General features: G+C 38.3%; 24 protein-coding genes. 1 reads left to right on the top strand and 23 read right to left on the bottom strand.

All coding sequences use genetic code 11. The features are described 5' to 3' along the window. Window positions 1–130: 130 nt before the first annotated feature. From hepT to FAY30_RS16045, 12 genes are all read right to left on the bottom strand, one after another. Complete coding sequence (gene hepT, locus FAY30_RS15990) at window positions 131–1,093, bottom strand: heptaprenyl diphosphate synthase component II (RefSeq protein ID WP_149870800.1); 963 nt, start codon at window positions 1,091–1,093, stop codon at window positions 131–133. Window positions 1,094–1,133: 40 nt separating this feature from the next. Then, window positions 1,134–1,838, bottom strand: coding sequence for a demethylmenaquinone methyltransferase (locus tag FAY30_RS15995; protein ID WP_149870801.1), 705 nt, complete (start codon window positions 1,836–1,838; stop codon window positions 1,134–1,136). A gap of 3 nt (window positions 1,839–1,841) precedes the next feature. Next, window positions 1,842–2,663, bottom strand: a complete 822-nt coding sequence (locus tag FAY30_RS16000) for a heptaprenyl diphosphate synthase component 1 (RefSeq protein WP_223820793.1) — start codon at window positions 2,661–2,663, stop codon at window positions 1,842–1,844. A 212-nt stretch (window positions 2,664–2,875) separates the two neighbouring features. Beyond that, window positions 2,876–3,112 (bottom strand): trp RNA-binding attenuation protein MtrB, encoded by a 237-nt coding sequence (mtrB, locus tag FAY30_RS16005; RefSeq protein ID WP_149870802.1) that lies wholly within the window; start codon window positions 3,110–3,112, stop codon window positions 2,876–2,878. A 37-nt stretch (window positions 3,113–3,149) separates the two neighbouring features. Further along, a complete protein-coding gene (folE, locus tag FAY30_RS16010; RefSeq protein WP_149870803.1) occupies window positions 3,150–3,713 on the bottom strand; it encodes a GTP cyclohydrolase I FolE in 564 nt (187 codons plus the stop codon). A 154-nt stretch (window positions 3,714–3,867) separates the two neighbouring features. Beyond that, entirely contained in the window at window positions 3,868–4,140 is a 273-nt protein-coding gene (locus tag FAY30_RS16015; protein ID WP_007084878.1) for an HU family DNA-binding protein, read from the bottom strand. A 359-nt stretch (window positions 4,141–4,499) separates the two neighbouring features. Beyond that, window positions 4,500–5,978: a stage IV sporulation protein A gene (spoIVA, locus tag FAY30_RS16020; RefSeq protein WP_149870804.1), complete on the bottom strand. Its 1,479-nt coding sequence runs from the start codon at window positions 5,976–5,978 to the stop codon at window positions 4,500–4,502. Window positions 5,979–6,280: 302 nt separating this feature from the next. Continuing rightward, on the bottom strand, window positions 6,281–6,991 hold the full coding sequence (locus FAY30_RS16025; protein ID WP_149870805.1) for a hypothetical protein: 711 nt from the start codon (window positions 6,989–6,991) through the stop codon (window positions 6,281–6,283). Window positions 6,992–7,023: 32 nt separating this feature from the next. Next, the gene (locus FAY30_RS16030) at window positions 7,024–7,209 is read right to left on the bottom strand and encodes a DUF2768 domain-containing protein (RefSeq protein ID WP_149870806.1); all 186 of its coding nucleotides are present in this window, start codon (window positions 7,207–7,209) and stop codon (window positions 7,024–7,026) included. Between the two features lie 223 nt (window positions 7,210–7,432). Then, window positions 7,433–8,488: an NAD(P)H-dependent glycerol-3-phosphate dehydrogenase gene (locus FAY30_RS16035; protein WP_149870807.1), complete on the bottom strand. Its 1,056-nt coding sequence runs from the start codon at window positions 8,486–8,488 to the stop codon at window positions 7,433–7,435. Window positions 8,489–8,509: 21 nt separating this feature from the next. After that, entirely contained in the window at window positions 8,510–9,820 is a 1,311-nt protein-coding gene (gene der, locus FAY30_RS16040) for a ribosome biogenesis GTPase Der (protein ID WP_149870808.1), read from the bottom strand. Between the two features lie 152 nt (window positions 9,821–9,972). Next, window positions 9,973–10,569 (bottom strand): YphA family membrane protein, encoded by a 597-nt coding sequence (locus FAY30_RS16045; RefSeq protein WP_149870809.1) that lies wholly within the window; start codon window positions 10,567–10,569, stop codon window positions 9,973–9,975. 120 nt (window positions 10,570–10,689) lie between these two features. Between FAY30_RS16045 and FAY30_RS16050 the strand changes: the two genes are divergently transcribed. Further along, on the top strand, window positions 10,690–10,830 hold the full coding sequence (locus tag FAY30_RS16050; protein ID WP_149870810.1) for a YpzI family protein: 141 nt from the start codon (window positions 10,690–10,692) through the stop codon (window positions 10,828–10,830). Window positions 10,831–10,873: 43 nt separating this feature from the next. On the opposite strand, the gene fni is transcribed toward FAY30_RS16050, so the two are convergent. The 11 genes from fni to FAY30_RS16105 all read right to left on the bottom strand — a co-directional run bounded on the left by fni (window position 10,874) and on the right by FAY30_RS16105 (window position 21,402). Continuing rightward, on the bottom strand, window positions 10,874–11,932 hold the full coding sequence (gene fni / locus FAY30_RS16055; protein WP_149870811.1) for a type 2 isopentenyl-diphosphate Delta-isomerase: 1,059 nt from the start codon (window positions 11,930–11,932) through the stop codon (window positions 10,874–10,876). A gap of 11 nt (window positions 11,933–11,943) precedes the next feature. Further along, window positions 11,944–13,083: a 30S ribosomal protein S1 gene (rpsA, locus tag FAY30_RS16060; protein ID WP_149870812.1), complete on the bottom strand. Its 1,140-nt coding sequence runs from the start codon at window positions 13,081–13,083 to the stop codon at window positions 11,944–11,946. 145 nt (window positions 13,084–13,228) lie between these two features. Beyond that, entirely contained in the window at window positions 13,229–13,810 is a 582-nt protein-coding gene (locus tag FAY30_RS16065; RefSeq protein ID WP_149870813.1) for a lysophospholipid acyltransferase family protein, read from the bottom strand. A gap of 2 nt (window positions 13,811–13,812) precedes the next feature. Then, window positions 13,813–14,487 carry a (d)CMP kinase gene (gene cmk, locus FAY30_RS16070; RefSeq protein WP_149870814.1) on the bottom strand — a complete coding sequence of 225 codons (675 nt, stop codon included), beginning with the start codon at window positions 14,485–14,487 and terminating at the stop codon, window positions 13,813–13,815. Between the two features lie 136 nt (window positions 14,488–14,623). Further along, window positions 14,624–14,809, bottom strand: a complete 186-nt coding sequence (locus FAY30_RS16075; RefSeq protein ID WP_149870815.1) for a YpfB family protein — start codon at window positions 14,807–14,809, stop codon at window positions 14,624–14,626. A 67-nt stretch (window positions 14,810–14,876) separates the two neighbouring features. Further along, window positions 14,877–16,226: a germination protein YpeB gene (ypeB, locus tag FAY30_RS16080; RefSeq protein ID WP_149870816.1), complete on the bottom strand. Its 1,350-nt coding sequence runs from the start codon at window positions 16,224–16,226 to the stop codon at window positions 14,877–14,879. A 14-nt stretch (window positions 16,227–16,240) separates the two neighbouring features. Beyond that, window positions 16,241–17,122, bottom strand: a complete 882-nt coding sequence (gene sleB, locus FAY30_RS16085) for a spore cortex-lytic enzyme (protein WP_149870817.1) — start codon at window positions 17,120–17,122, stop codon at window positions 16,241–16,243. Between the two features lie 102 nt (window positions 17,123–17,224). Then, window positions 17,225–17,914 (bottom strand): glutamic-type intramembrane protease PrsW, encoded by a 690-nt coding sequence (gene prsW / locus FAY30_RS16090; RefSeq protein WP_149870818.1) that lies wholly within the window; start codon window positions 17,912–17,914, stop codon window positions 17,225–17,227. An 89-nt stretch (window positions 17,915–18,003) separates the two neighbouring features. Further along, window positions 18,004–18,960 (bottom strand): asparaginase, encoded by a 957-nt coding sequence (locus FAY30_RS16095; protein ID WP_149870819.1) that lies wholly within the window; start codon window positions 18,958–18,960, stop codon window positions 18,004–18,006. A 6-nt stretch (window positions 18,961–18,966) separates the two neighbouring features. After that, the gene (locus FAY30_RS16100; RefSeq protein ID WP_149870820.1) at window positions 18,967–19,938 is read right to left on the bottom strand and encodes a YpdA family putative bacillithiol disulfide reductase; all 972 of its coding nucleotides are present in this window, start codon (window positions 19,936–19,938) and stop codon (window positions 18,967–18,969) included. Window positions 19,939–20,124: 186 nt separating this feature from the next. Then, complete coding sequence (locus tag FAY30_RS16105) at window positions 20,125–21,402, bottom strand: Glu/Leu/Phe/Val family dehydrogenase (RefSeq protein WP_149870821.1); 1,278 nt, start codon at window positions 21,400–21,402, stop codon at window positions 20,125–20,127. Window positions 21,403–21,461: the final 59 nt, after the last annotated feature.

Below are 21,461 nucleotides of genomic sequence, written 5' to 3' on the forward strand. Positions count from 1 at the left end.
CTAAATATTATGTATATTGATTGTTTCTTTGAGAACAATCCATGGAAAATAGTATCACTTTTTTGACTATTTCGCAACATCTAATAGCTTGGCTCTTTCTTCAGCACATGAATTCATAACCAGAGGGTCACTAAAATTTTCGTCTGCCAATATATTTAGCAATGTCTCTAAGTGTTTTTTTGGCCTTGTTATCTGGTAATCCTTCTATTTGGGCTAAAGCTTTATCTAAATAATGATCACTTAAAGCAAACGATTTTTCGATTGCACCCGATTGCTTGATAAGGGAAATAATAAATAATATCTTCTCAGGTGCCATATTTTCATGAACTTTTTCAATCTCTCTTCGAATATCGTCATTTTCCATTGCAAAAAGAGCAGGCGCCGTAATGTTCCCTTGTAAAAGGTCACTCCCCGCAGGCTTTCCTAACTGCTTCTCGGTTGCAGTAAAATCTAATATGTCATCAATAATTTGATAGGACATCCCTACATAGTACCCAAATCGGAAAAGTTTCTTGTGGAAGACTTCTTCAACCCCTGCCGCAATTGCACCCAATTGGCAGCTGACAGCAATTAATAAGGCTGTTTTTCTTTTGATTCTTCGAAGATAGTCCCGAAGATTTTGATTAAAACGGTATTTATCTTTTATCTGTTGAATTTCCCCGACGGTTACTTCAACAATTGTATTTGCTAAAATTTTATGGGCTGCAGGTTTTTCGATATTTGTCATTAATTCTAATGCCAAGGCAAAAACAAAGTCACCGGTGTACATCGCGATTTTGTTATCCCATTTTGATTTAACGGTTGGCTGACCTCTGCGGAGATCAGCATCATCTATTACATCATCATGGACAAGTGATGCCATATGAATAAGTTCAAGGGCAACAGCAACATTTTTCATCACGTGGATGTCATAATGACCAAATTTCCCTGCAAGCAAAACAAAAACAGGACGAATTCTTTTTCCGCCGGCTTGTAATGTATGCATCGATGCTTGTTTTAAAAGAAGAGAATCTGGTTGAATCGTCTCTTCTAACTCTTTTTCGATTATGTTAATATCCGAATTCAAAAATGAATACATCATTTTTAATTTCATTTGTATTCACCCAGCTTTTCATCCTGTCTTCAATTCAATGTTAATTTTTTTTGCCAATATGAACAGCAGCGGCACCACCGCTATACGCTTTATATTTTACATCTTTAAATCCAGCTTTTTCAAACATTTTAGCAAGCTCTCTCATTCCCGGAAAATCACGTGCTGATTCGTGAAGCCACGAATATTCTCTATAGCTTTTGGCAAACAATTTACCAAATAGCGGCATGATGAAACGGAAGTAAAAATAATAAAGCTGCTTATAGCCGATTAAAGTTGGCTGTGATGTCTCTAAACAGACAGCAATCCCTCCAGGTTTTACTACCCGATTCATTTCCTTCAATACCTGCATATAATCAGGGACATTCCTTAAGCCAAAGCCAATCGTTACATAATCAAAGCTATTATCAGGAAAGGGGAGTTCCATTGCGTTGCCGTGGATCAAATGAACCTGTTCAAGCCCTAAGTTTTTAACCTTTTCAATCCCCACATTCAACATGTTTTGACTGAAATCCAAGCCAGTGACTTCCCCTGCAGGGCCCACGGCATCAGCTAAGGCAATTGTCCAATCGGCCGTTCCACAGCATACATCAAGAGCCTTTGAACCAGGCTGAACATTCATTTTTTTCATTGTGTCTTTCCGCCACTTGATGTGCTGTTGAAAGCTAATAACCGAGTTCATTTTATCATAGTTATCAGATATCTTTTCGAACACATTGTGAACGCGCTGTTCTTTTGATTGCTGCATGGTTCACCCTTCTTCCACAAAAGTTTTTGCGTATGGCTGGTACTGATTCAACATCAATCTGATCCTTTTTTCAAGTAAATCATTTAAGTAAGGAAGTTGTTTCAATCCTTTTTCAATCACTTGTTTTGATTGCTCTAAATAGTGGTCGCAAATTTGCAATAAATAATTCCGTTGTTCACCTGTAATTTCGAGGGCTGTTGAATCAATATCGGGGAAAATTATTTTCTTCAATGCCTCAAATAAAATAGAGCCTTCTGAATGAAAGTATTGCTTCTTTTCTTTTAATAACCGTTTAAATATAAATAAATGTGCAAGGAATTCATTCCATAAATCCATATTAAAATAAGCTGAGAGCTTAGTTAGTAAAGAACTCTCTATCCGTGCAATACTGATAATCAATTTTTCAATCCTATCAAAGTTACATTGGTAAACAAGGATCTTATTTTCGTTGACTTCTTTTACTCCTTTTGAGAGTGTTTTGATCATCATAATATCTTCTGATTCGGCAAGAAGATGGTAATATAAACCGCTAAAATAATCTCCGGCAAGGACGGTTAATTGACGGTTTTTTTCATCGATTGATGCATTTGAAATATGTTCATGGGTATCAAGGGCAATTTGAATTAACATGGTTGATAATGCATAGTTTTGGATATCACTAAACGACAATTCGAGTCGATCCATTACTGAGATGAGGATTAGAAGTTTATCATCGTCAACAATGGGGGTATCAATATACTCAAGCAAGTATGAGTCAGATACCCTTTTTTCGATTTGCTCCTTAATAATGATAAATTTTTGTTGAATATCCTGCACTCTGATCACCCTTGCTTCCCCGAAGTAATATCTTTATGTATCTTTATTTTTTTATTGAAAGAAAGATTCATGCCCATAAAACAAAGAAATCATCATTCTTATTATTTTACACAAGGCAGACACCATTATATCATAAAAGGCATCATATGGGCAGGAATTCACAAAATAAACATCTCTTATCAGCTTCTATTTACGGCTAATGAAGACAAACTTCACCCACCTTATTTCTTTATTTCGCTTTCTACTTCACCATACTGAGTGAGAATCTTAGCATTACCCCTTATTTTTATTGCTGACGTATGTTCAGTAAATTGAGCAATTAGTACCTCACCTTTATCCAGCTTTTCCGAATGATGAAATCTTGTATCTGTGCCTCTTGTTAAGCCTATTACACTTACACCATCTTCTATAGCCTTAATAACCACATAATCACTATTTTGCTGATTGCGCTTTTCCACTCTACTCACTCCAAATTATTCGAAATAATCATCATTTCTATTTTATTAAGGAAAGCACCTCTGAACGGGCAATAGCATCATTTGCAAAAACGCCTCGAACGGCGGTTGTCACCGTCTTTGAGCCCGGCTTTTTAACACCGCGCATTGTCATGCACATATGCTCCGCCTCTACGACAATCATTACTCCATGGGGCTCAAGATGCTCCATCATGCTGTCCGCAATGGTCGAGGTAATGCGTTCCTGAAGCTGTGGTCTTTTTGCCACTGCCTCAACAGCCCTTGCTAATTTACTTAATCCTGTAACACGGCCATTCTGCGGAATATAAGCGACATGCGCTTTTCCAAAGAACGGGACAAGATGATGTTCACACATCGAATAAAACGGGATATCTTTCACTAACACTAACTCTTCATGGTCCTCACTAAAAATTGTTTCAAAATGCTGCTTTGGATCTTCACTTAATCCGCTGAACACTTCCTCATACATTTTCGCAACTCTTTTTGGTGTGTCAAGCAGGCCTTCCCGATTTGGGTCTTCTCCGATTGCTTCTAATATTAAACGTACCGCCTCTTCAATTTGGGCACGATTCACTTCAGACATATTTTTTACCTCCTTGAGTGTACCTACAAGTTTAGACGACAGATACATATTAGCATAATCTTTTAAAAGTAAGCAAAAATATAAGAAAAAAGGCCATGGATTTTTCCCATGACCTTTTTGCTTTAGCAATGGCTTAAAGCAATAATTTATGTAATTATTTAACTGCGTCTTTAAGCGCCTTACCTGGTTTGAAAGCTGGAACCTTGCTAGCAGCAATTTCAATTTCGTCACCTGTTTGAGGGTTACGACCTTTACGTGCTGCACGCTCGCGTACTTCAAAGTTTCCAAAACCGATTAATTGTACTTTATCACCATTTTTTAAAGCATCTAAAATCGCATCAAAAACAGCATCAACTGCTTTTGTAGCGTCTTTTTTGGAAAGCTCGCTAGCTTCAGCAACTGCGTTAATAAGTTCTGTCTTGTTCATGCCATTCACCTCCTCCCAAAGAAAGATCTGAGAATTTGTAAATAAGATTACTTATCTACATTTCTAAACAATTTTTCTAATTTCTATACGTCATAGTAAGGTTTTATTACCAAATTCATACATATTCCCGAATTTGGTGTCCTAAATCTATTTGTTTAATAAAACCCTATTAAATAAAGGTTTTAAGCACTATAACGTAATTCTGTTAAAAGATTATCATAATCAATTCAGCATATCAAGAAGATTTCATGAAATTATGGTAATCTTTTCTTTTGTTCTACAAAATACTACTCTTTTGGGCCTTATATGTGTAAATTGTCAAAAGAATAAAAAAAAGACTCCGATTGGGAGTCCGAAATTTAGAGGATGATGGCAATCAAACCGCCAGAGCCTTCGTTTATGATTCTCTCTAACGTTTCTTTTAATTTATATCTTGCATTCTCCGGCATCAAGGAAAGCTTGGCTTGAATCCCTTCACGGACAATGGAACTTAATGACCTGCCAAATATATCAGAATTCCAAATCGATAGTGGATCATCCTCGAAATCCTGCATTAAATAGCGGACAAGCTCCTCACTTTGTTTTTCCGTGCCGATAATTGGGGCAAATTCCGATTCAACATCGACCTTTATCATATGAATGGATGGAGCCACCGCTCGCAGTCTGACTCCAAATCTTGCACCCTGGCGGATGATTTCCGGTTCTTCAAGACTCATATCAGCGAGTGTCGGCGAGGCAATCCCATAACCCGTTTGTTTGACCATTTTTAAGGCGTCGGCAATATGATCATATTCTGCTTTCGCATGGGCAAAGTCCTGCATCAATTCAAGAAGATGATCTTTTCCTCTGATTTCAACCCCGACAATTTCTTTTAAAATATCATCATATAATTCATCCGGAGCCATTAAATCAATTTCAGCTACACCGGTACCCATCTCAATTCCAGCTAAGCCGGCTCTCTCAATGAATTCAAAATCACTAAACTGCTGGACAACATGGTCCACATCTCGTAATCTCTTGATATCTTTTACGGTTTCCTTCACAGCATCTTGGTAGCTTTCACGGAGCCAATGGTTTTCTCTAAGCACCATTACCCAGCTAGGAAGATTCACATTTACTTCAAGGACCGGGAACTCATAAAGTGCCTCACGAAGAACATTGAGGACATCGCTGTCACGCATACTTTCCACACTCATAGCGATAACTGGAATGTCATATTTTTCTGCTAAACTTGTTCTAAGTGTTTCCGTGCTAGGGTGGTACGGCTGTGCACTGTTAACCACCATAATAAATGGTTTACCAACTTCTTTGAGCTCATTGATTACTCTTTCTTCCGCCTCAATATAGTTACTGCGAGGAATTTCCCCAATGGTTCCATCCGTAGTGACAACTACTCCAATTGTGGAATGTTCTTGAATTACTTTTCTTGTGCCAATTTCCGCTGCTTCATGAAACGGGATTGGTTCTTCATACCAAGGCGTATTAATCATTCTCGGCCCATTTTCATCCTCATAGCCTTTCGCTCCTGGTACGGTATAACCTACACAGTCAACAAGCCTGATATTAACGTTAAGACCCTCGTCGACATGAACAGTCGCTGCCTGATTTGGCACAAATTTAGGTTCAGTTGTCATGATTGTTTTACCCGCAGCACTTTGCGGCAGCTCATCTTGTGCCCGGGATCTCTCTGCTTCACTGTTTATATTCGGTAAAACAACAAGCTCCATAAATTTTTTAATAAATGTTGACTTTCCTGTACGTACTGCACCTACTACTCCTAAATAAATATCACCGCCTGTTCTTTCGGCAATATCCTTAAAAATATCGACCTTTTCCAAGTGATCCCCTCCTGATCATAGACTAAAGTGGGATAATATCATCCATTTTAGGTGTTTTTGGACAGTATATGTTTATGACGTTGTCCTATCTTCTTATGACACTTTTCTAAAATTTTTACCCCCTTATTAAAAATTCCTTCGATGTACTGATATCTGTATTTCGCTGAGCGTTTAAATTTATGGAGGGTTTCTAACTATGATTTCGGAAATGGAAACTAAATAAATATCCATATCACGTTGTTGTTTTTCAGCATAAAAAAAACCCTTCTCCTACAATATATTTCTTAGAGAAGGGGTTATGACTATTCTTCCAAAAATACAGGTTCCTTACGCTTGGAATCGATCGTGTATGGCAAGGAATAGGCAGGAACAAACATGGAATCATTTACCAAAATAGAGCGGATATCCTCTCCCGGTTTCAGATCTTCTTTCGATTTCTTGAGCTTATTATATAGGTCAGGTCGATAATCCACGTATACTACAGCATCACCTGTTATAACGAGGGAAAGGTTTTGGTTTGTATATGGACTAATAACATAAGGAGGTTCTTTGAACCCCAATTGTTTAAAATCGAGTGAAAATACATTTTTAGCAATCTGTGCCTTAAAAGGTGGATAACCGTTTGATTTTATTCTTAGATTTATGTCACGGATTGTTTCTGTCATCCTTAAATCTAATAATTTAACAGTTGGATTGGTTTCCACATCTACCAGCACATATTGAAAAATCCCCCCGCTTTCATAGGCATTCCCCGGTGGTTCAGCGATATACCGAGGGGCAATTTTTTTAAATTCAATTGGATATTTTTGATAAATTGGTGTATCTGCTTCCTTTGTTTTGATTGGCAGGATACCCCCATTGTCCTTTTTAAAGTCATCTACGGCCGTTTGAACTGCTTGGATTTGATCTTTATAAGGGACTTGATTCTGTGCTAATTCTTCCTTTGGGTACATACATCCCGATAACAGCATAACAGTTAAGACAAAAAAATAGACAATCCTTTTTCTTTTCATAAAATCACCTTTTATCTATGTAATGATTCCCGTTATCCCAGGAATACAATCAAGAGAGTCAATCCTGCAACGATCAAAAACAAATAAGCGACAATTGCTGTTATAACTCGGAGGACCCCTTTTAACTTATATCTGCTTACATAAATGGTTATGATTGCAAGAAACATTAGCGCCATTCCTGCAATTGAAATCCACATTTTTAACATACCTGGTGACAAACATCATTCCCCCTTTTTCGACTGCAATTATACCATAGGTTCATCTTGTAAAAGAAATAAAAAAAACTGAAGTAAAGAGGGGCGAATTCTCTACTTCAGTCAAATGGACTAAATAACCCATTCTCCAGCGTCATACTACCAGGTTGCTTCGTTGCATTGTATGCAATTAAAGGTAAAAACGTATCATGTGAACGCCTATTTTATGAAGGTAAACGCACATTTTTTAGTCTTCACTGTTTTTTTCATCCAGTACATTCACTAAATCTTCCATTTCATGGGTTTTCCCGCGCGCCATTAACACATCAACCGCATCCTTGGCATTTTTCCCATTAAATAAGACGTCATAAAGGGCAAAGGTAATTGGCATCTTGACATCGTACTTTTTAGCTAGCTGATAGGCTGCTTTGGTCGTCCTGACGCCTTCCACAACCATTCCCATATTATCCAGCACCTCATCTAGAGTTTTCCCCTTACCAAGCAAATTACCGGCTCTCCAGTTCCTTGAATGGACGCTGGTACAGGTAACAATTAAATCGCCTATTCCTGTTAATCCGGAAAATGTTAACGGATTAGCACCCATTTTGGTACCCAGGCGTGCTATTTCCGCCAATCCGCGGGTCATTAAAGCAGCCTTAGCATTATCACCATATCCCAGCCCATCTGTGATCCCTGCAGCCAATGCGATAATATTCTTTAATGCACCGCCAATTTCAACTCCAATGACATCAGAATTCGTATAAACACGAAAATTGTGGTTGATGAATAAATCTTGAATTTTTTCAGCCGCTTCCATATTTTCCGAAGTAACCGTAACCGTTGTTGGATGTCTTAAGCTTACTTCTTCAGCATGACTTGGGCCCGAAAGAACCACTACGTCCTTTAAGAGCCCTTTTGGCATTTCTTCTTTAATCATTTCGGTTATTCGTAAAAGGGTATCAGGCTCAATTCCTTTACTAACATGAGCAATCGTCAATGGACCTGCTTGTACCTCACGTATTTTCCCAAGCACTTCACGAATTGCCTTCGTTGGGACAGCCAATATAACCGTCTCTACTCCAGCTAAAGCATCACGTAATGAAGCAAAGCCAGTAATTAATTCTGGCAGATTAATTTCAGGTAAATATTTTTTATTCGTGTGAAATTCATTGATTTCCTTTACTTGGTTTTCATTATGGCTCCAAAGACGAACCTCATGATTATTATCTGCAAGCACAATCGCCAGTGCGGTTCCCCAGCTCCCGGCGCCAACAACGGCAATGGTTGTTTTTTTATCCTGCATGAAAGTACACCCGCCTTATCTTTATTTTCTTTCTCTGGCATAAATTTTGATAGGGGTTCCCTCGAATCCAAAAGCGTCTCTAATTCGATTTTCAAGAAACCGCTCATAGGAGAAATGCATTAATTCAGGTTCATTAACAAAGACAACAAATGCAGGAGGTTTGACTGCAACTTGTGTAGCATAATAAATTTTCAAGCGTTTCCCCTTGTCTGTTGGTGTCGGATTCATCGCCACAGCGTCCATTATGACATCATTTAACACACTTGTTTCTACCCGCATGGAATGGTTTTCACTTGCCGTATTAATCATGGGTATAAGAGTATGAATCCGCTTTTTCGTTTTGGCAGATAAAAACACAATTGGAGCATAGCTAAGAAATAAGAAATGTTCCCGAATCTTTTGTTCCAGCTCTTTCATTGTCTTCTCATCTTTTTCAATTGCGTCCCATTTATTGACCACAATAACAACGGCTCGTCCAGCCTCATGAGCGTATCCGGCTATCTTCTTATCCTGTTCGATGATTCCTTCTTCTGCGTTAATAACCACAAGGACCACATCCGAACGCTCAATGGCTCTAAGTGCACGGAGAACACTATATTTTTCAGTACTCTCATACACTTTCCCTTTTTTTCTTATTCCCGCAGTATCAATGATGACATATTTTTGCCCATTATACGTATATGGTGAATCAATCGCATCACGAGTGGTACCGGCAATATTGCTGACGATCACACGGTCTTCACCTAAAATTGCATTCACAAGCGAAGACTTTCCGACATTCGGTCTGCCAATTAAGGAAAACTTGACCACATCTTCATCATATTCGATTGGCTTATTTTTTGGAAAGTGTTTTGCTGCCTCGTCCAATAAATCACCCAGACCCAGTCCGTGAGAACCAGAAACAGGGATCGGTTCACCAAATCCTAAAGAATAAAAGTCATAAATTTGCTCCCGCATTTCAGGATTATCAATTTTATTTACTCCTAAAACAATCGGTTTTTTCGACTTGTATAAAATTTTTGCTACTTCTTCATCAGCAGCTGTTACCCCTTCTCGCCCATTTGTAAGGAAGATTATCACATCTGCTTCATCAATCGCCACTTCTGCTTGTTGACGAATTTGCTCTAAAAACGGTTCATCGCCAATATCAATTCCACCAGTGTCAATGACATTAAAATCATGTGTCAACCACTCTCCTGAACTATATATACGATCTCTTGTTACTCCCGGAATATCCTCGACAATGGAAATTCGTTCCCCGACAATTCTATTAAAAATTGTTGACTTTCCAACGTTGGGACGTCCTACAATGGCAATAACTGGTTTTACCATTTCGATCGCCATCCTTTCTTATATTGAAATAACTTATTATTATGTTAGCAATAATTCATAAGGTTCTTATTAAGTAAAGAAACCCTTCTGTCATCTAGAAGGGCCTAACTTTATTATTTTATCAATGTTAATCCTTTCCCGCAATGGAAAGCTTATGATGTTTTTTGTTTTCCCTTTTCAAAGTAATGATAATGGTTTTGTACGATTGTTCCGGCATTTTCCAATAAACTCCATCCGGCCAGCAATGCAGCAATTAAGGAACAAACATCTAAGTATCCAAATGATCCAATTGTATAGGGGAAAGGAAATTTATTTAAGATATAAGCATAAAGAAATTCACCCTGTATGGTTCCGCAAATAATAATTTGCAATCGTCCTTTTAATGTCTTTTGCAAAAGAATCGCTAGATAACCAAAAACAATTCCCATCATCCATTCCTTTTTAAAGATAATCCAAATAGGGTCAAAAATCTCAAATAAATGGAATGTCACATATGCAATTGATACAATAAATGAACAAATAAAATAATAGATGATAGCCCCGCGCTTTTCTTGGCTAAAGAATAAATATGAAATAATCAATAAAAATAAACCACTAGCCTGGATTGTAAAGATTCCAATGGAGAACTGATAATTAGATAAAAAAATCACCACAAGAATGGTCGCTGATAAATTCAACCTGTATGGATTTTTTTTATTTACTAAAAATGTCAGATACACCCAAATAGACCAGCAAATCCAATAAAACATTACACCTTCTATGTTCCTCACCTCCTATTATTATCATTATTGGTAATCCTTATGTAGTTTCATACTTATTTGTATAATTTTTCGGGAGTGATTCATCTTATTAATAGGAGGTGTTGGTGAATGGGAAGAGACCGCCAAGAAAAAAAGTTAAAAGCAAGTAGAAGAGTAGAGTCAGACCGAGATCAAGCATTACACTATCCAGGCGCAACAAAGCTGTCAAGTCCAGAAGAAGCAAGAGGTTTAAACGACGGGAAAAAATAAAAAAATTAATCTAAAAAAGCTCTCGTAGCAGGAACGAGAGCTTTTAATGAATAGAACGACGGCTAAAATGTTTTGTATCAATACCCCTTTGACTTAACCAATGATAAGTTTCTCCGGAGATCACCAACGGTGCCTTTTTTAAATCTGAAATAGTTTTTGCTCCTAAAGCGGTCATTATCATCATTAATTCGTGGTGAAAAGTTTCTATTTCATTCTGCAATCCTTCTATTCCTTTTTCTACAAGAATCCGCAGCAAATATCCCGCCATGCCAATGGCATTTGCCCCCAATGCTATGCCTTTTGCAATTTCATGCGCAGTTAAAAATCCTCCCGAGCCAATGATCGAGATTTCCTCAGACATCACCGCAGCCTCAATGATAGAAATTGGCGTAGGAATACCCCATTCATTAAAAAACGAGAACGTTTTTTCTCTACGCTTATTTTCTATTTCTGCAAAATTTGTTCCTCCGGATCCTCCGATATCAACCGCAGCAACGCCAACTTGGGAAAGTGATTTTACTGTTTCCTTTGTCATTCCGAACCCTACTTCTTTGACAATAACGGGAATATGTACAGCATTAACAATGTCCTCAATTCTCTTTAAGGCTCCCGAGAAATCACGATCCCCCTCAGGCATCGTCAGTTCTTGGATCACATTTAAATGGATTTGCAAGGCATTGGCCTCAATCATATCAATTGCCAATTTGGCATTCTCAATTGTTGCTTCACTGCCTAAATTCGCAATAATGATCCCACTTGGATTTTCTTTTCGAACTATTTCGTATGTATACCTTTCACCCTTTTCCTTAATTGCAGACATTTGTGACCCTACCGCCATAGCTATTCCAGTCATTTTCGCTGCCTTAGCCAGCTCTTTGTTAATCTGATACGTTTTTTCCCCGCCGCCGCCAGTCATCGCATTGATAAAAATTGGCGAACTTAAAGAAAGTCCGCCAATTGAGTGGTCTAAGCGAATATCAGCGACACTGATATTCGGCAAGCTTTGGTGAATAAACTTGATATCATCAAAAACTGTTGAACGTTTTTGCCTTTTATTAAGGGCAAAGCGAATATGATCCCATTTTCGTTCAGATCTTGACACTTAAATCACCATTATTTTCTTAGATTCTTTAATTTATCTCCAATAACTTCTCCAAGCTGGAAGCCTTTTGACTCTTCTGGAAGCTCATAATCGAGGTTTTCCTCAACCTCTTTTTCAAGCAATTCTTTAATGCTTAATGATAGGCGTTGATCCTGCTCATTCGCCTCAAGCACTTTAACTTTTACTTCTTGTCCTTCTTTTAACACTTCATGCGGTGTTCCAATGTGCTTATGAGCAATTTGAGAAATATGAACAAGACCTTCTACACCTGGGAAAACTTCTACAAAAGCGCCATAAGAAACTATTCTTTTAACGATTCCATCTAAAACACTGCCTTTAGGTGCTTTTTCTGAAATATTGGACCATGGTCCTGGAAGTGTTTCTTTTATCGATAAAGAAATCCTTTCGTTATCGCGGTCCACACTTAATACCTTTACTTTGACCTGTTGACCTTCCTGTACAACATCTGCAGGCTTATCAACATGCTCATAGGATAATTGTGAAATATGAACAAGTCCATCGATTCCACCAATATCTACGAATGCTCCAAAATCAGTAATCCGTTGAACTGTCCCGTCAATGACTTCACCTACCTTAAGCGCGCCAAGAAGATTTTGTTTTTGTTTACCTTTTTCTTCCTCGACAACTGCTCGATGTGAAAGGATTAAGCGGTTCTTTTCTTTATCCAGTTCAACAATTTTAAAGGTAAGCGTACGTCCTTTGTAATCACTGAAATCCTCGACAAAATGTGCTTCAACCAGCGATGCAGGGACAAACCCACGGACTCCAAGATCGACAACAAGGCCGCCCTTCACAACGTCCTTTACTTCTGTCTCAAAAACCTCACCATTTTGAAATTGTTGTTCTAAGCTATCCCAAGCCTTTTCTGCATCAACTTTCCTTTTCGAGAGGATTAACGCTTCTTCCTCTACTTTTAACACTTCAAGCTCTAACTCATCACCTTCTGACGCCGCATCAGATGCTTTTTCAATATGCAGACTTGAAAGTTCACTAATTGGAATAATCCCATCTAGTTTACTTCCTTGTACAGCCACAAGCACCTGTTTTTCTTCAACCTTCGTAACTTGTCCGGTTACTTTATCCCCAACCTCAAAACTTTTCACTTCTACTTGATTTAATTCTTCCGACATATGTATTCCTCCTTAATCCATTTACTCCAAAAATCTATATATGATTTGGTGAAAGCCGCCGAGCAGTCACCACATATAAAAGAATATTCAAAAAAAATCTCTTTTAACTAACTTCTTACAAATAGTCTATTTTGTCAAGCAGAAGCTATTGATGCTCTTTTATAAGTTTATGAATTTCTGACATAATTAATTCAGTAACCTGCTCCGCTGACGCTTTTGTCTTTCGCATTTCATCCATATCAATTGGTTTCCCGTAAACCATTTTTAATTTCTTCAAACTTTTATACGGGCCAATAACTGCGCATGGAACAACCTGCGCATCTGACCTTAAGGCAAAGAATCCAGCTCCGGAAAGACCTTTGCCCAGCTCTCCAGTCTTACTTCTTGTTCCCTCCGGGAAGAGACCAAATACATGCCCATCTTTTAGAATCTTTAAACCAGTTCTAAGCGCCTCACGGTCACTAAATCCCCTTTTTACCGGGAAGGCATTACATTTCCTAACGATGCCGCCAAGTACAGGGACGCGAAATATTTCCTCCTTCGCCATATAATGAACCGGTCGGGGTGCCATGATGCCAACAATTATTGGATCTAAGTTATGAATGTGATTGGAACATAGAAGGACTCCGCCTTCTTTTGGAATATTTTCTACTCCAATAGCCTCTACCCTATACCATGGTTTAAAAATGGTAAAAACGACTGATTTTGCAAAATCATAAAACGTCACGATTACCCAATCCTTTCGTGCACCAGAGCCATAATTTTTTCTACAACTTCAGGAATGGCTAATGAGGTTGTGTCAATTTCAGTTGCATCTTCGGCTTTTTTTAATGGAGCCACTTCTCTTTCAGAGTCGATTTTATCTCTACGTGCAATTTCTTCTTTTAATTTTTCTAAATCAGAAGCAAATCCTTTTTGCAGATTTTCTTGATGGCGCCTTTCTGCTCTTTCCACTACACTTGCAAGCAAAAAAACCTTTACTTCTGCATTAGGCAAAACATGCGTACCGATATCTCGTCCATCCATGACAACACCGCCTTCTGTGGCAAAACTTTGTTGTCTTCTTACCATTTCTTCACGGACCTTTTTATGAATGGAAACAATCGAAACATTATTAGTAACCACTGAGGAACGAATCTCTTGTGTTACATCTTTTTTGTCTAGATAGACTAATTGACCTATTTCTGAAGGAAGCAGCTTAATATCAGTCGTTGAAAGGGTATCTACTAATGATGCTTCATCTTCCAGATTAAGATGGTTCATGATTGCTTTATATGTCAATGCCCGATACATCGCACCAGTATCGATATACACATATGAAAGTTTTTCTGCTACAATTTTTGCTACGGTACTCTTTCCGGCTGCAGCAGGGCCGTCAATTGCAATTGATAATTTCTTTTCCATAAATCCTCCTAATGCAAACATGGTTGTCTCATATGTTGTCTTCTATATATTTTACCACAAGTTATCAAAATCCCCCTTTTTTTTAGCATTTTAAATCAATAAAAATAAAGCAGGAGCTCCTGCTTTATTTTTTGAATTATTTGTCTCTTTCTTGAAAGGTTTGGAGAATTTCAGTGAGAGTATTTTCATTTACCCCTTCATATTTGGTCAATTGTTTAATTTGCGGGAAAACATCTATTTGATGAAAAATAAGCTGAGATAAAAATAGAAATACAAATTGTATAATGATCACTTTAATGAGAAACCCTTCTACTCTTTTCATGCCAATCACTCCAATAGCTCATATAGAACTAGTATTGGAGTGATTGTTTTTTTTATACTCCTATTCCTTATAGAACATCCTCGTATACAGCCTCTGCATTTTTTAGCTTTTCGACTTTCTCTTCATACCCATTTTTTGCGTTTATGAATATTCGATAGGTATCATCATTAATGGTTCCAAGGAACTCATAACATAATACTTCTTCATTTAAATCGTTCAAAATAATGGCTTGACGGTCTTCCATAACTTTTAATTTCGGATTTACCTTAGATCTCGCCTGTTCCATTGTCATTGCAGGTTTCTCAATTGTTCTAGTATTTAGAGATTTTAAGTAATCCTCTGCTGAAACACCAATAATATCGCCATTATCTAAGGCCACTTTTACTTTTACTGATTGTGGATATATTCTAATTCCGTTAATGTTTGTAACAAAATTAAACATGCCGATATTATCATATTGTGTGCTTTCAAACACTTCTAAATCTTTAAATCCAGTTTCCTTTAAAAATGCGGCAGCCTTGTTGTCAGCCTGATTTAGACTGAGCGTTTGTTTCGCTATTTCCCTGTTATTAATAAACCAAATAGGATGACCGGCCTTTTTCGTAATGTCCATGCTTGCTTCTTGCCCGGTTTGTTTATTTTTAATTGACACACTGTAAAAGCCATAATCAGAGCCTTTGCCATTTTCAGTAACCTTTATCTGTGAATTACCATCAAACTTCATATATTTTTTTGCAATTTGGATTGCTTCTCGGCTAGAAATAGTTTTTCCTTTTATTTTTTTAAAGTTTTCATCCTTTTTTTGCATATTCGTAATTGTCGGCCCGAAATCAGTTTCCTCATAGCCGGAAACAGTTTTTTCAACCGTTTTAAAACCATCAATAATGGTGTTATCAGTCGTTTCTTTTCCCGATGCCAACGCTAACTCAACATCCATCCATCGAAGGTTATTTTTTAATACCATATGCTGGACACTTCTCAGTTCATTTTGAATGTCTCCGGATTGCTTATAAAGCACCTTTAATGTGTCATATTCCTTATCTGTTAAAGGCTCTTTTCCTAAATCCCTAACAGCGGTTCGATAACTAAAGTTTCCGATGTTAGCCAGGAATTCTTCTGTCTTGTTAAACGGTAATAATGTTAATGGAAGTTGACCCACATCCCCGTGCGCTTGCGATGTAAGCCTCCACACTTCAATTAATGAAGGAGACAAAGTGTCCTTAGAGTTCATCGCTAGTGTTGTCCCAATCTTATCGTGGAGTATATCCATCCGGTAGGAAAGATTATGGAATGCACGTTGATAATTGTTTTCTGCGTTTAATAGGATTGCATTTTTTTCTTGATGTTCTTGGTAGCCCCAATAAGCGGTTCCAGCGACACCGACTGCTAGAACACCAATTAATATTCCTCTAATCAATTCTATTCACCTCTCTACTTGCAAAAAATATGTTGACCAATCCGTTTGATTTGCGGTCTTCCCCATATCCAGCCGCTGGTGGCTGTATCAGGGTTAAAGTAGTAAATTGCCTCACCCGTTGGATCCCATCCATTAATTGCATCTAATACCGCCTTTTTTGAGGTTTCATTCGGTGTCAGCCAAATCTGTCCATCTGCAACAGCAGTGAATGCTCCCGGTTCAAAAATCACTCCTGAAACAGTGTTAGGGAATGAAGCACTATTTACCCGGTTCAATATAACCGCCGCAACTGCAACCTGGCCTATATACGGTTCTCCCCTTGACTCGCCATGGACAGCATTTGCCATTAAGCGAATATCGTTTTGTGAAAATCCGTTTGGAGTGTTTGCGGCCGTCGGCTTTTTTGGTGCTGCTTTTTGAGGCGCCGCCGGCTTAGGTGCGGCAGGCTTAGGCGCAGCATTATTGGCTGGTGCTTTGTTTGCAGGTGCTTTAGGACTTGGTGCACTTTGTTTATTTTTATCAACACCGCCGTAATGAGTAAATTTCTTTCCCGCATTAATTTGGTTTTTCACAAATTGTTTATCGTATTTACTTGCTTTAACTAGTTTTGCTTTCGTTGTTGCACCAGCCAATCCATCAATGGGCAGCCCAAATTCATATTGAAAGTTTCTAAGCGCCCAATATGTACCCCAACCAAAGACCCCATCTATTTTCCCATTATAGTACCCAATATATTGGAGCCTAGATTGGAGCTCAATGACATCATCACCAACAGCTCCTTTTTGGATCACCTGATTGGTGAAGGCATGGGCCGTATGGTGCTTCATTAAGGTTAATGGCACGGTACAGAAAAAAATAAGGATGACGTATTTGATTAGGATGTTTTTCTTTTTCATGGAATGATAACCCCCATATGAATCTTTTTAACAGTAACCCTATTTTTTGTTACTTTGGTGTTTTTATTCCATTTAATGCAGATTAATTAAAAAAACCCTTCATCAGGAATGAAGAGTCTTTTGTACGGGATATTGTTTTTTGAAATGATTCGCGCTCATTACTTTCGCTTTTTTCACTTTCCTTAAGCCAAACCACCACAGGAAAATCATAAAAGGAAAAATAATAAACAGCCAATGTTCTAAGGAAATCAATATAAAATCGTAGAATCCGTGAAGAGTGAAAGGTAAAAGCAAAGAGAGCAGTACCCATTTGGCTTTATTTCCATCAGTAAATTTTGCTTTTCCAATATAAAAACCCATAATTACGCCAAAGAGTGCATGGCTGGATACCGGCAATAAGGCCCGTGCCATCGCATGTTCAATCCCATTTGCTATTAAATAAAAGATATTTTCAACAGTGGCAAAGCCTAGGGAAACTGCTACGCCATATACAATCCCGTCAAATGGTTCGTCAAACTCAACATGCTGGTAAACAACATAAAAAAGAATGAACCATTTAAAAAATTCTTCAAGCAAACTTGAACTCAGGAACGCATTAAAAAGATTCGATTTAAGCAAATGCTCTACTTCTAGAACATGTTGGATAAACATTATAGGAAAAACTAGGAGAGCTCCATAAATAAACGTCCGAAGAACAAAGGAAATTGGTTCTGGCTCATATTCATCTTTTAAATAAAAATAACTTAGTAATGCCAGACCGGGGGCAACTCCGGCAGATAAAATTCCCAGCATGATGAACCTACTCCCCCTCCTTTTTCTTAATCGTAACATGGAAATCACACAAAGAAAATGAAAGATTCCTTCCAGCCTTTTTAGCGAAATTAAAAATTAATGGTTTCTAAGCCGCTTGCCATTACGACGGCCAATTTAATTCTTGCCTTTTTGGAGTCATTATCACTTCCAAGTATAACACCCTTATTATAAAGATCATACGCACTACCCTCATAATCATAAGTGGTATACACAGCTCCCTCTTCAGCACTAGTTGTTATCACTAGTTTAATTCCTGCTTGAATGGACTTTTCAATCTCTTCCATCATCTTTGGTGCAACCTGACCTCTTCCTACTCCTTCAAGAACAATCCCTGCAACTCCGGCTTCGCGAGCAGCTTTGATAAATTTCCCATCTGCACCAATATAACATTTGATAATTTCTACCTGCGGGATAGATGTACCGATTTTATAACATTCTCTCTTAATTGGTTTCTGAAAGACATGTACTCGGTCATTGTCAATAATACCAAGATAGCCGAATCCAAAAACATTAAATCCCTGGATATTTGAGGCATGTTCTTTTTTGACATATCTAGCTGCAAAAATTCGTTCGTTGAAAACAACAACGGTGCCTGCACCATGTAAATCACTTGAACAGGCAGAATAAATAGCATGCCGTAAGTTAATGTATACATCACTTCCTAAATCTTCAGGTGACCGCTGTGAACCTGTTACAACAACTGGTCGTTGATCATTTACCGTTAAATCGAGGAAATAGGCTGTTTCTTCCATCGTATCTGTGCCATGGGTGACAACCACACCAGAAACTGATTCATCTTTAAAATATTCTTCAATTCTATTTTTCAGAAAAACTAAGTCATCAAAGGTAATATGGATACTTGCTTTTTGAAAAACAGAATCCACAATCACTTCAATATCATTTGGCAAATTACACATCGCAGCCAGCTCTTCACCCGTTAAAGCACCTGAAGCTAGCTTTCCTGAATCCTTATTCGTTTTACTTGCAATTGTGCCACCAGTAGTTAAAAGAACAACCTTATTCATCTATTATCATCCTTTTGTGTCATTTTCTAAAATAGAACGTGCGATTTGTCCGCCATGGAACCGGCCATTTTCAATGAAGATCTCATTTGCATTATTTCCAGCTGCAATGACCCCGGCGATATACATTCCCTTGATATTCGTCTCCATTGTCTCGGGATTAAATAGAGGCCTCCCCGTTTCGACATCAATTTTAATGCCCATAGATTGTAAAAATTGATGGTCTGGATGATAACCGGTCATTGCGAAAACAAAATCATTTTTGATTGAATTTTGTTTTCCATCTTTCACATATACAATCTTGTTTTCAGTGATTTCCTTAACACTTGCACGAAACTCCAACGTAATTATGCCATTTCTTACTAAAGAATCAAATTCAGGCAGAATCCAAGGTTTAATGCTTGGAGAATACTCTGAACCGCGATACAAAACGGTTACCCGTGCTCCTGCCTTTACGAGTTCTAGAGCAGCATCAACGCTTGAATTTTTTCCGCCAATAACACAAACATCCTTATCAAAATATGGATGAGCTTCTTTAAAATAATGAAAAACCTTTGGTAAGTCTTCACCAGGGACTTCCATGAAGTTCGGGTGATCATAGTAACCCGTTGCAATGACTACGTATTTTGCGGCATACGTATTTTTATCGGTATAAACATGAAATTGGTGATTCTGTTTTGCCACTTTTGTAACAGTCTCATATGAGTTTATCCGGAGCTCTTTGCGTTTTGCTACCTCTCGATAATAGACGAGGGCCTGGTTTCTTTTGGGCTTATAGCTATCGGTTACAAAGGGCATTCCGCCAATTTCTAGTTTTTCACTTGTGCTAAAAAAGGTTTGATGTGTTGGATAATGATAAATGGAATTAACCACATTTCCCTTTTCAATAATTAAAGGCTTTCTCCCCATTTCCTGTAGTGAAATGGCCGCCGCTAAACCACAGGGACCTCCGCCAATTATAATAATATCTTCTGATTGCACAATGGATACACTCCTTATTACGATTATAAAGAAAACCCGCCGACTGACGAGCCCTTAAGGGCGACGACAGAGGCGTAGTTGCACTTATGCCTGATAGGAACGTTATACTTTCCTCTCGGCCATATAAAAAAAACTCCTACCTTGTATATGATAGGAGTTTTTTTATGATAATTCAATGTAAAGTACTTAAATCCACCCTCTGAAGCGGCTTGCTTCTGCCATTTTTCTAACCCCAACCATGTAGGCTGCAAGTCTCATATCGACACGGCGCGTTTGGGCGGTATCATAAATATTTTTAAATGATTTTACCATCACTTTTTCAAGCTTTTCTTCCACTTCTTCTTCTGTCCAATAGTATCCTTGGTTATTTTGAACCCACTCAAAGTAGGAAACAGTCACGCCGCCTGCAGATGCTAATACATCTGGAACAAGAAGAATGCCACGCTCTGTTAAAATTTCGGTAGCCTCCAAAGTAGTCGGCCCGTTTGCTGCCTCAACAACAATACTGGCTCGAATATTATGAGCATTTTCTGCCGTAATTTGATTTTCGATGGCAGCAGGAACGAGAATATCACAATCAAGTTCAAGCAATTCTTTATTTGTTATTGTATTATTAAATAATTTCGTTACCGTTCCAAAGCTGTCTCGTCTATCTAAAAGATAATCAATATCAAGTCCGTTTGGATCGTACAAGGCACCATACGCATCGGAAATTCCAATTACTTTTGCCCCGGCATCGTGCATAAATTTAGATAAATAACTACCCGCATTTCCGAAGCCTTGGACAACTACCCTTGCACCCTCAATTTGAATGCCTTTTTTCTTGGCGGCCTCGCGGATGCAGATCGTTACACCTTTAGCGGTCGCTGATTCACGACCGTGCGAGCCTCCTAAGACAAGCGGCTTGCCTGTAATGAAACCAGGAGAATTGAATTCATCGATTCGGCTGTATTCATCCATCATCCAAGCCATAATTTGCGAATTTGTAAACACATCTGGTGCCGGAATATCCTTTGTTGGCCCTACAATTTGACTGATTGCCCTTACATATCCCCGGCTTAATCTTTCAAGTTCTCTAAAGGACATATCTCGAGGATCGCAAATGATCCCACCCTTACCGCCGCCGTACGGAAGATCAACAATCCCGCATTTCAAGCTCATCCAAATTGAAAGGGCTTTCACTTCTGTTTCTGTCACTCCCGGGTGAAAACGAATTCCTCCCTTTGTTGGACCTACTGCATCATTATGCTGTGCACGGTATCCCGTAAATATTTTTGTTGAGCCGTCATCCATTCTTATTGGAATTTTCACTGTCATCATACGTAACGGCTCTTTTAAGAGCTCGTATACCTCTTCAGGATAACCTAACTTCTCAAGGGCTTTATGAATCACTGTTTGTGTTGATTTCAACACATCATTCTTTTCCACTTGATTAGTTTTTTCTGTACCATTTTCGGCTACCATTTGTAATCCTCCTAAGAAATCTCTTTTACGAATGTTGTCCGCTTTCAGTCACAAGTATA

Source organism: Bacillus sp. S3 (assembly GCF_005154805.1).
In the GTDB taxonomy this organism is placed as follows: domain Bacteria; phylum Bacillota; class Bacilli; order Bacillales; family Cytobacillaceae; genus Neobacillus.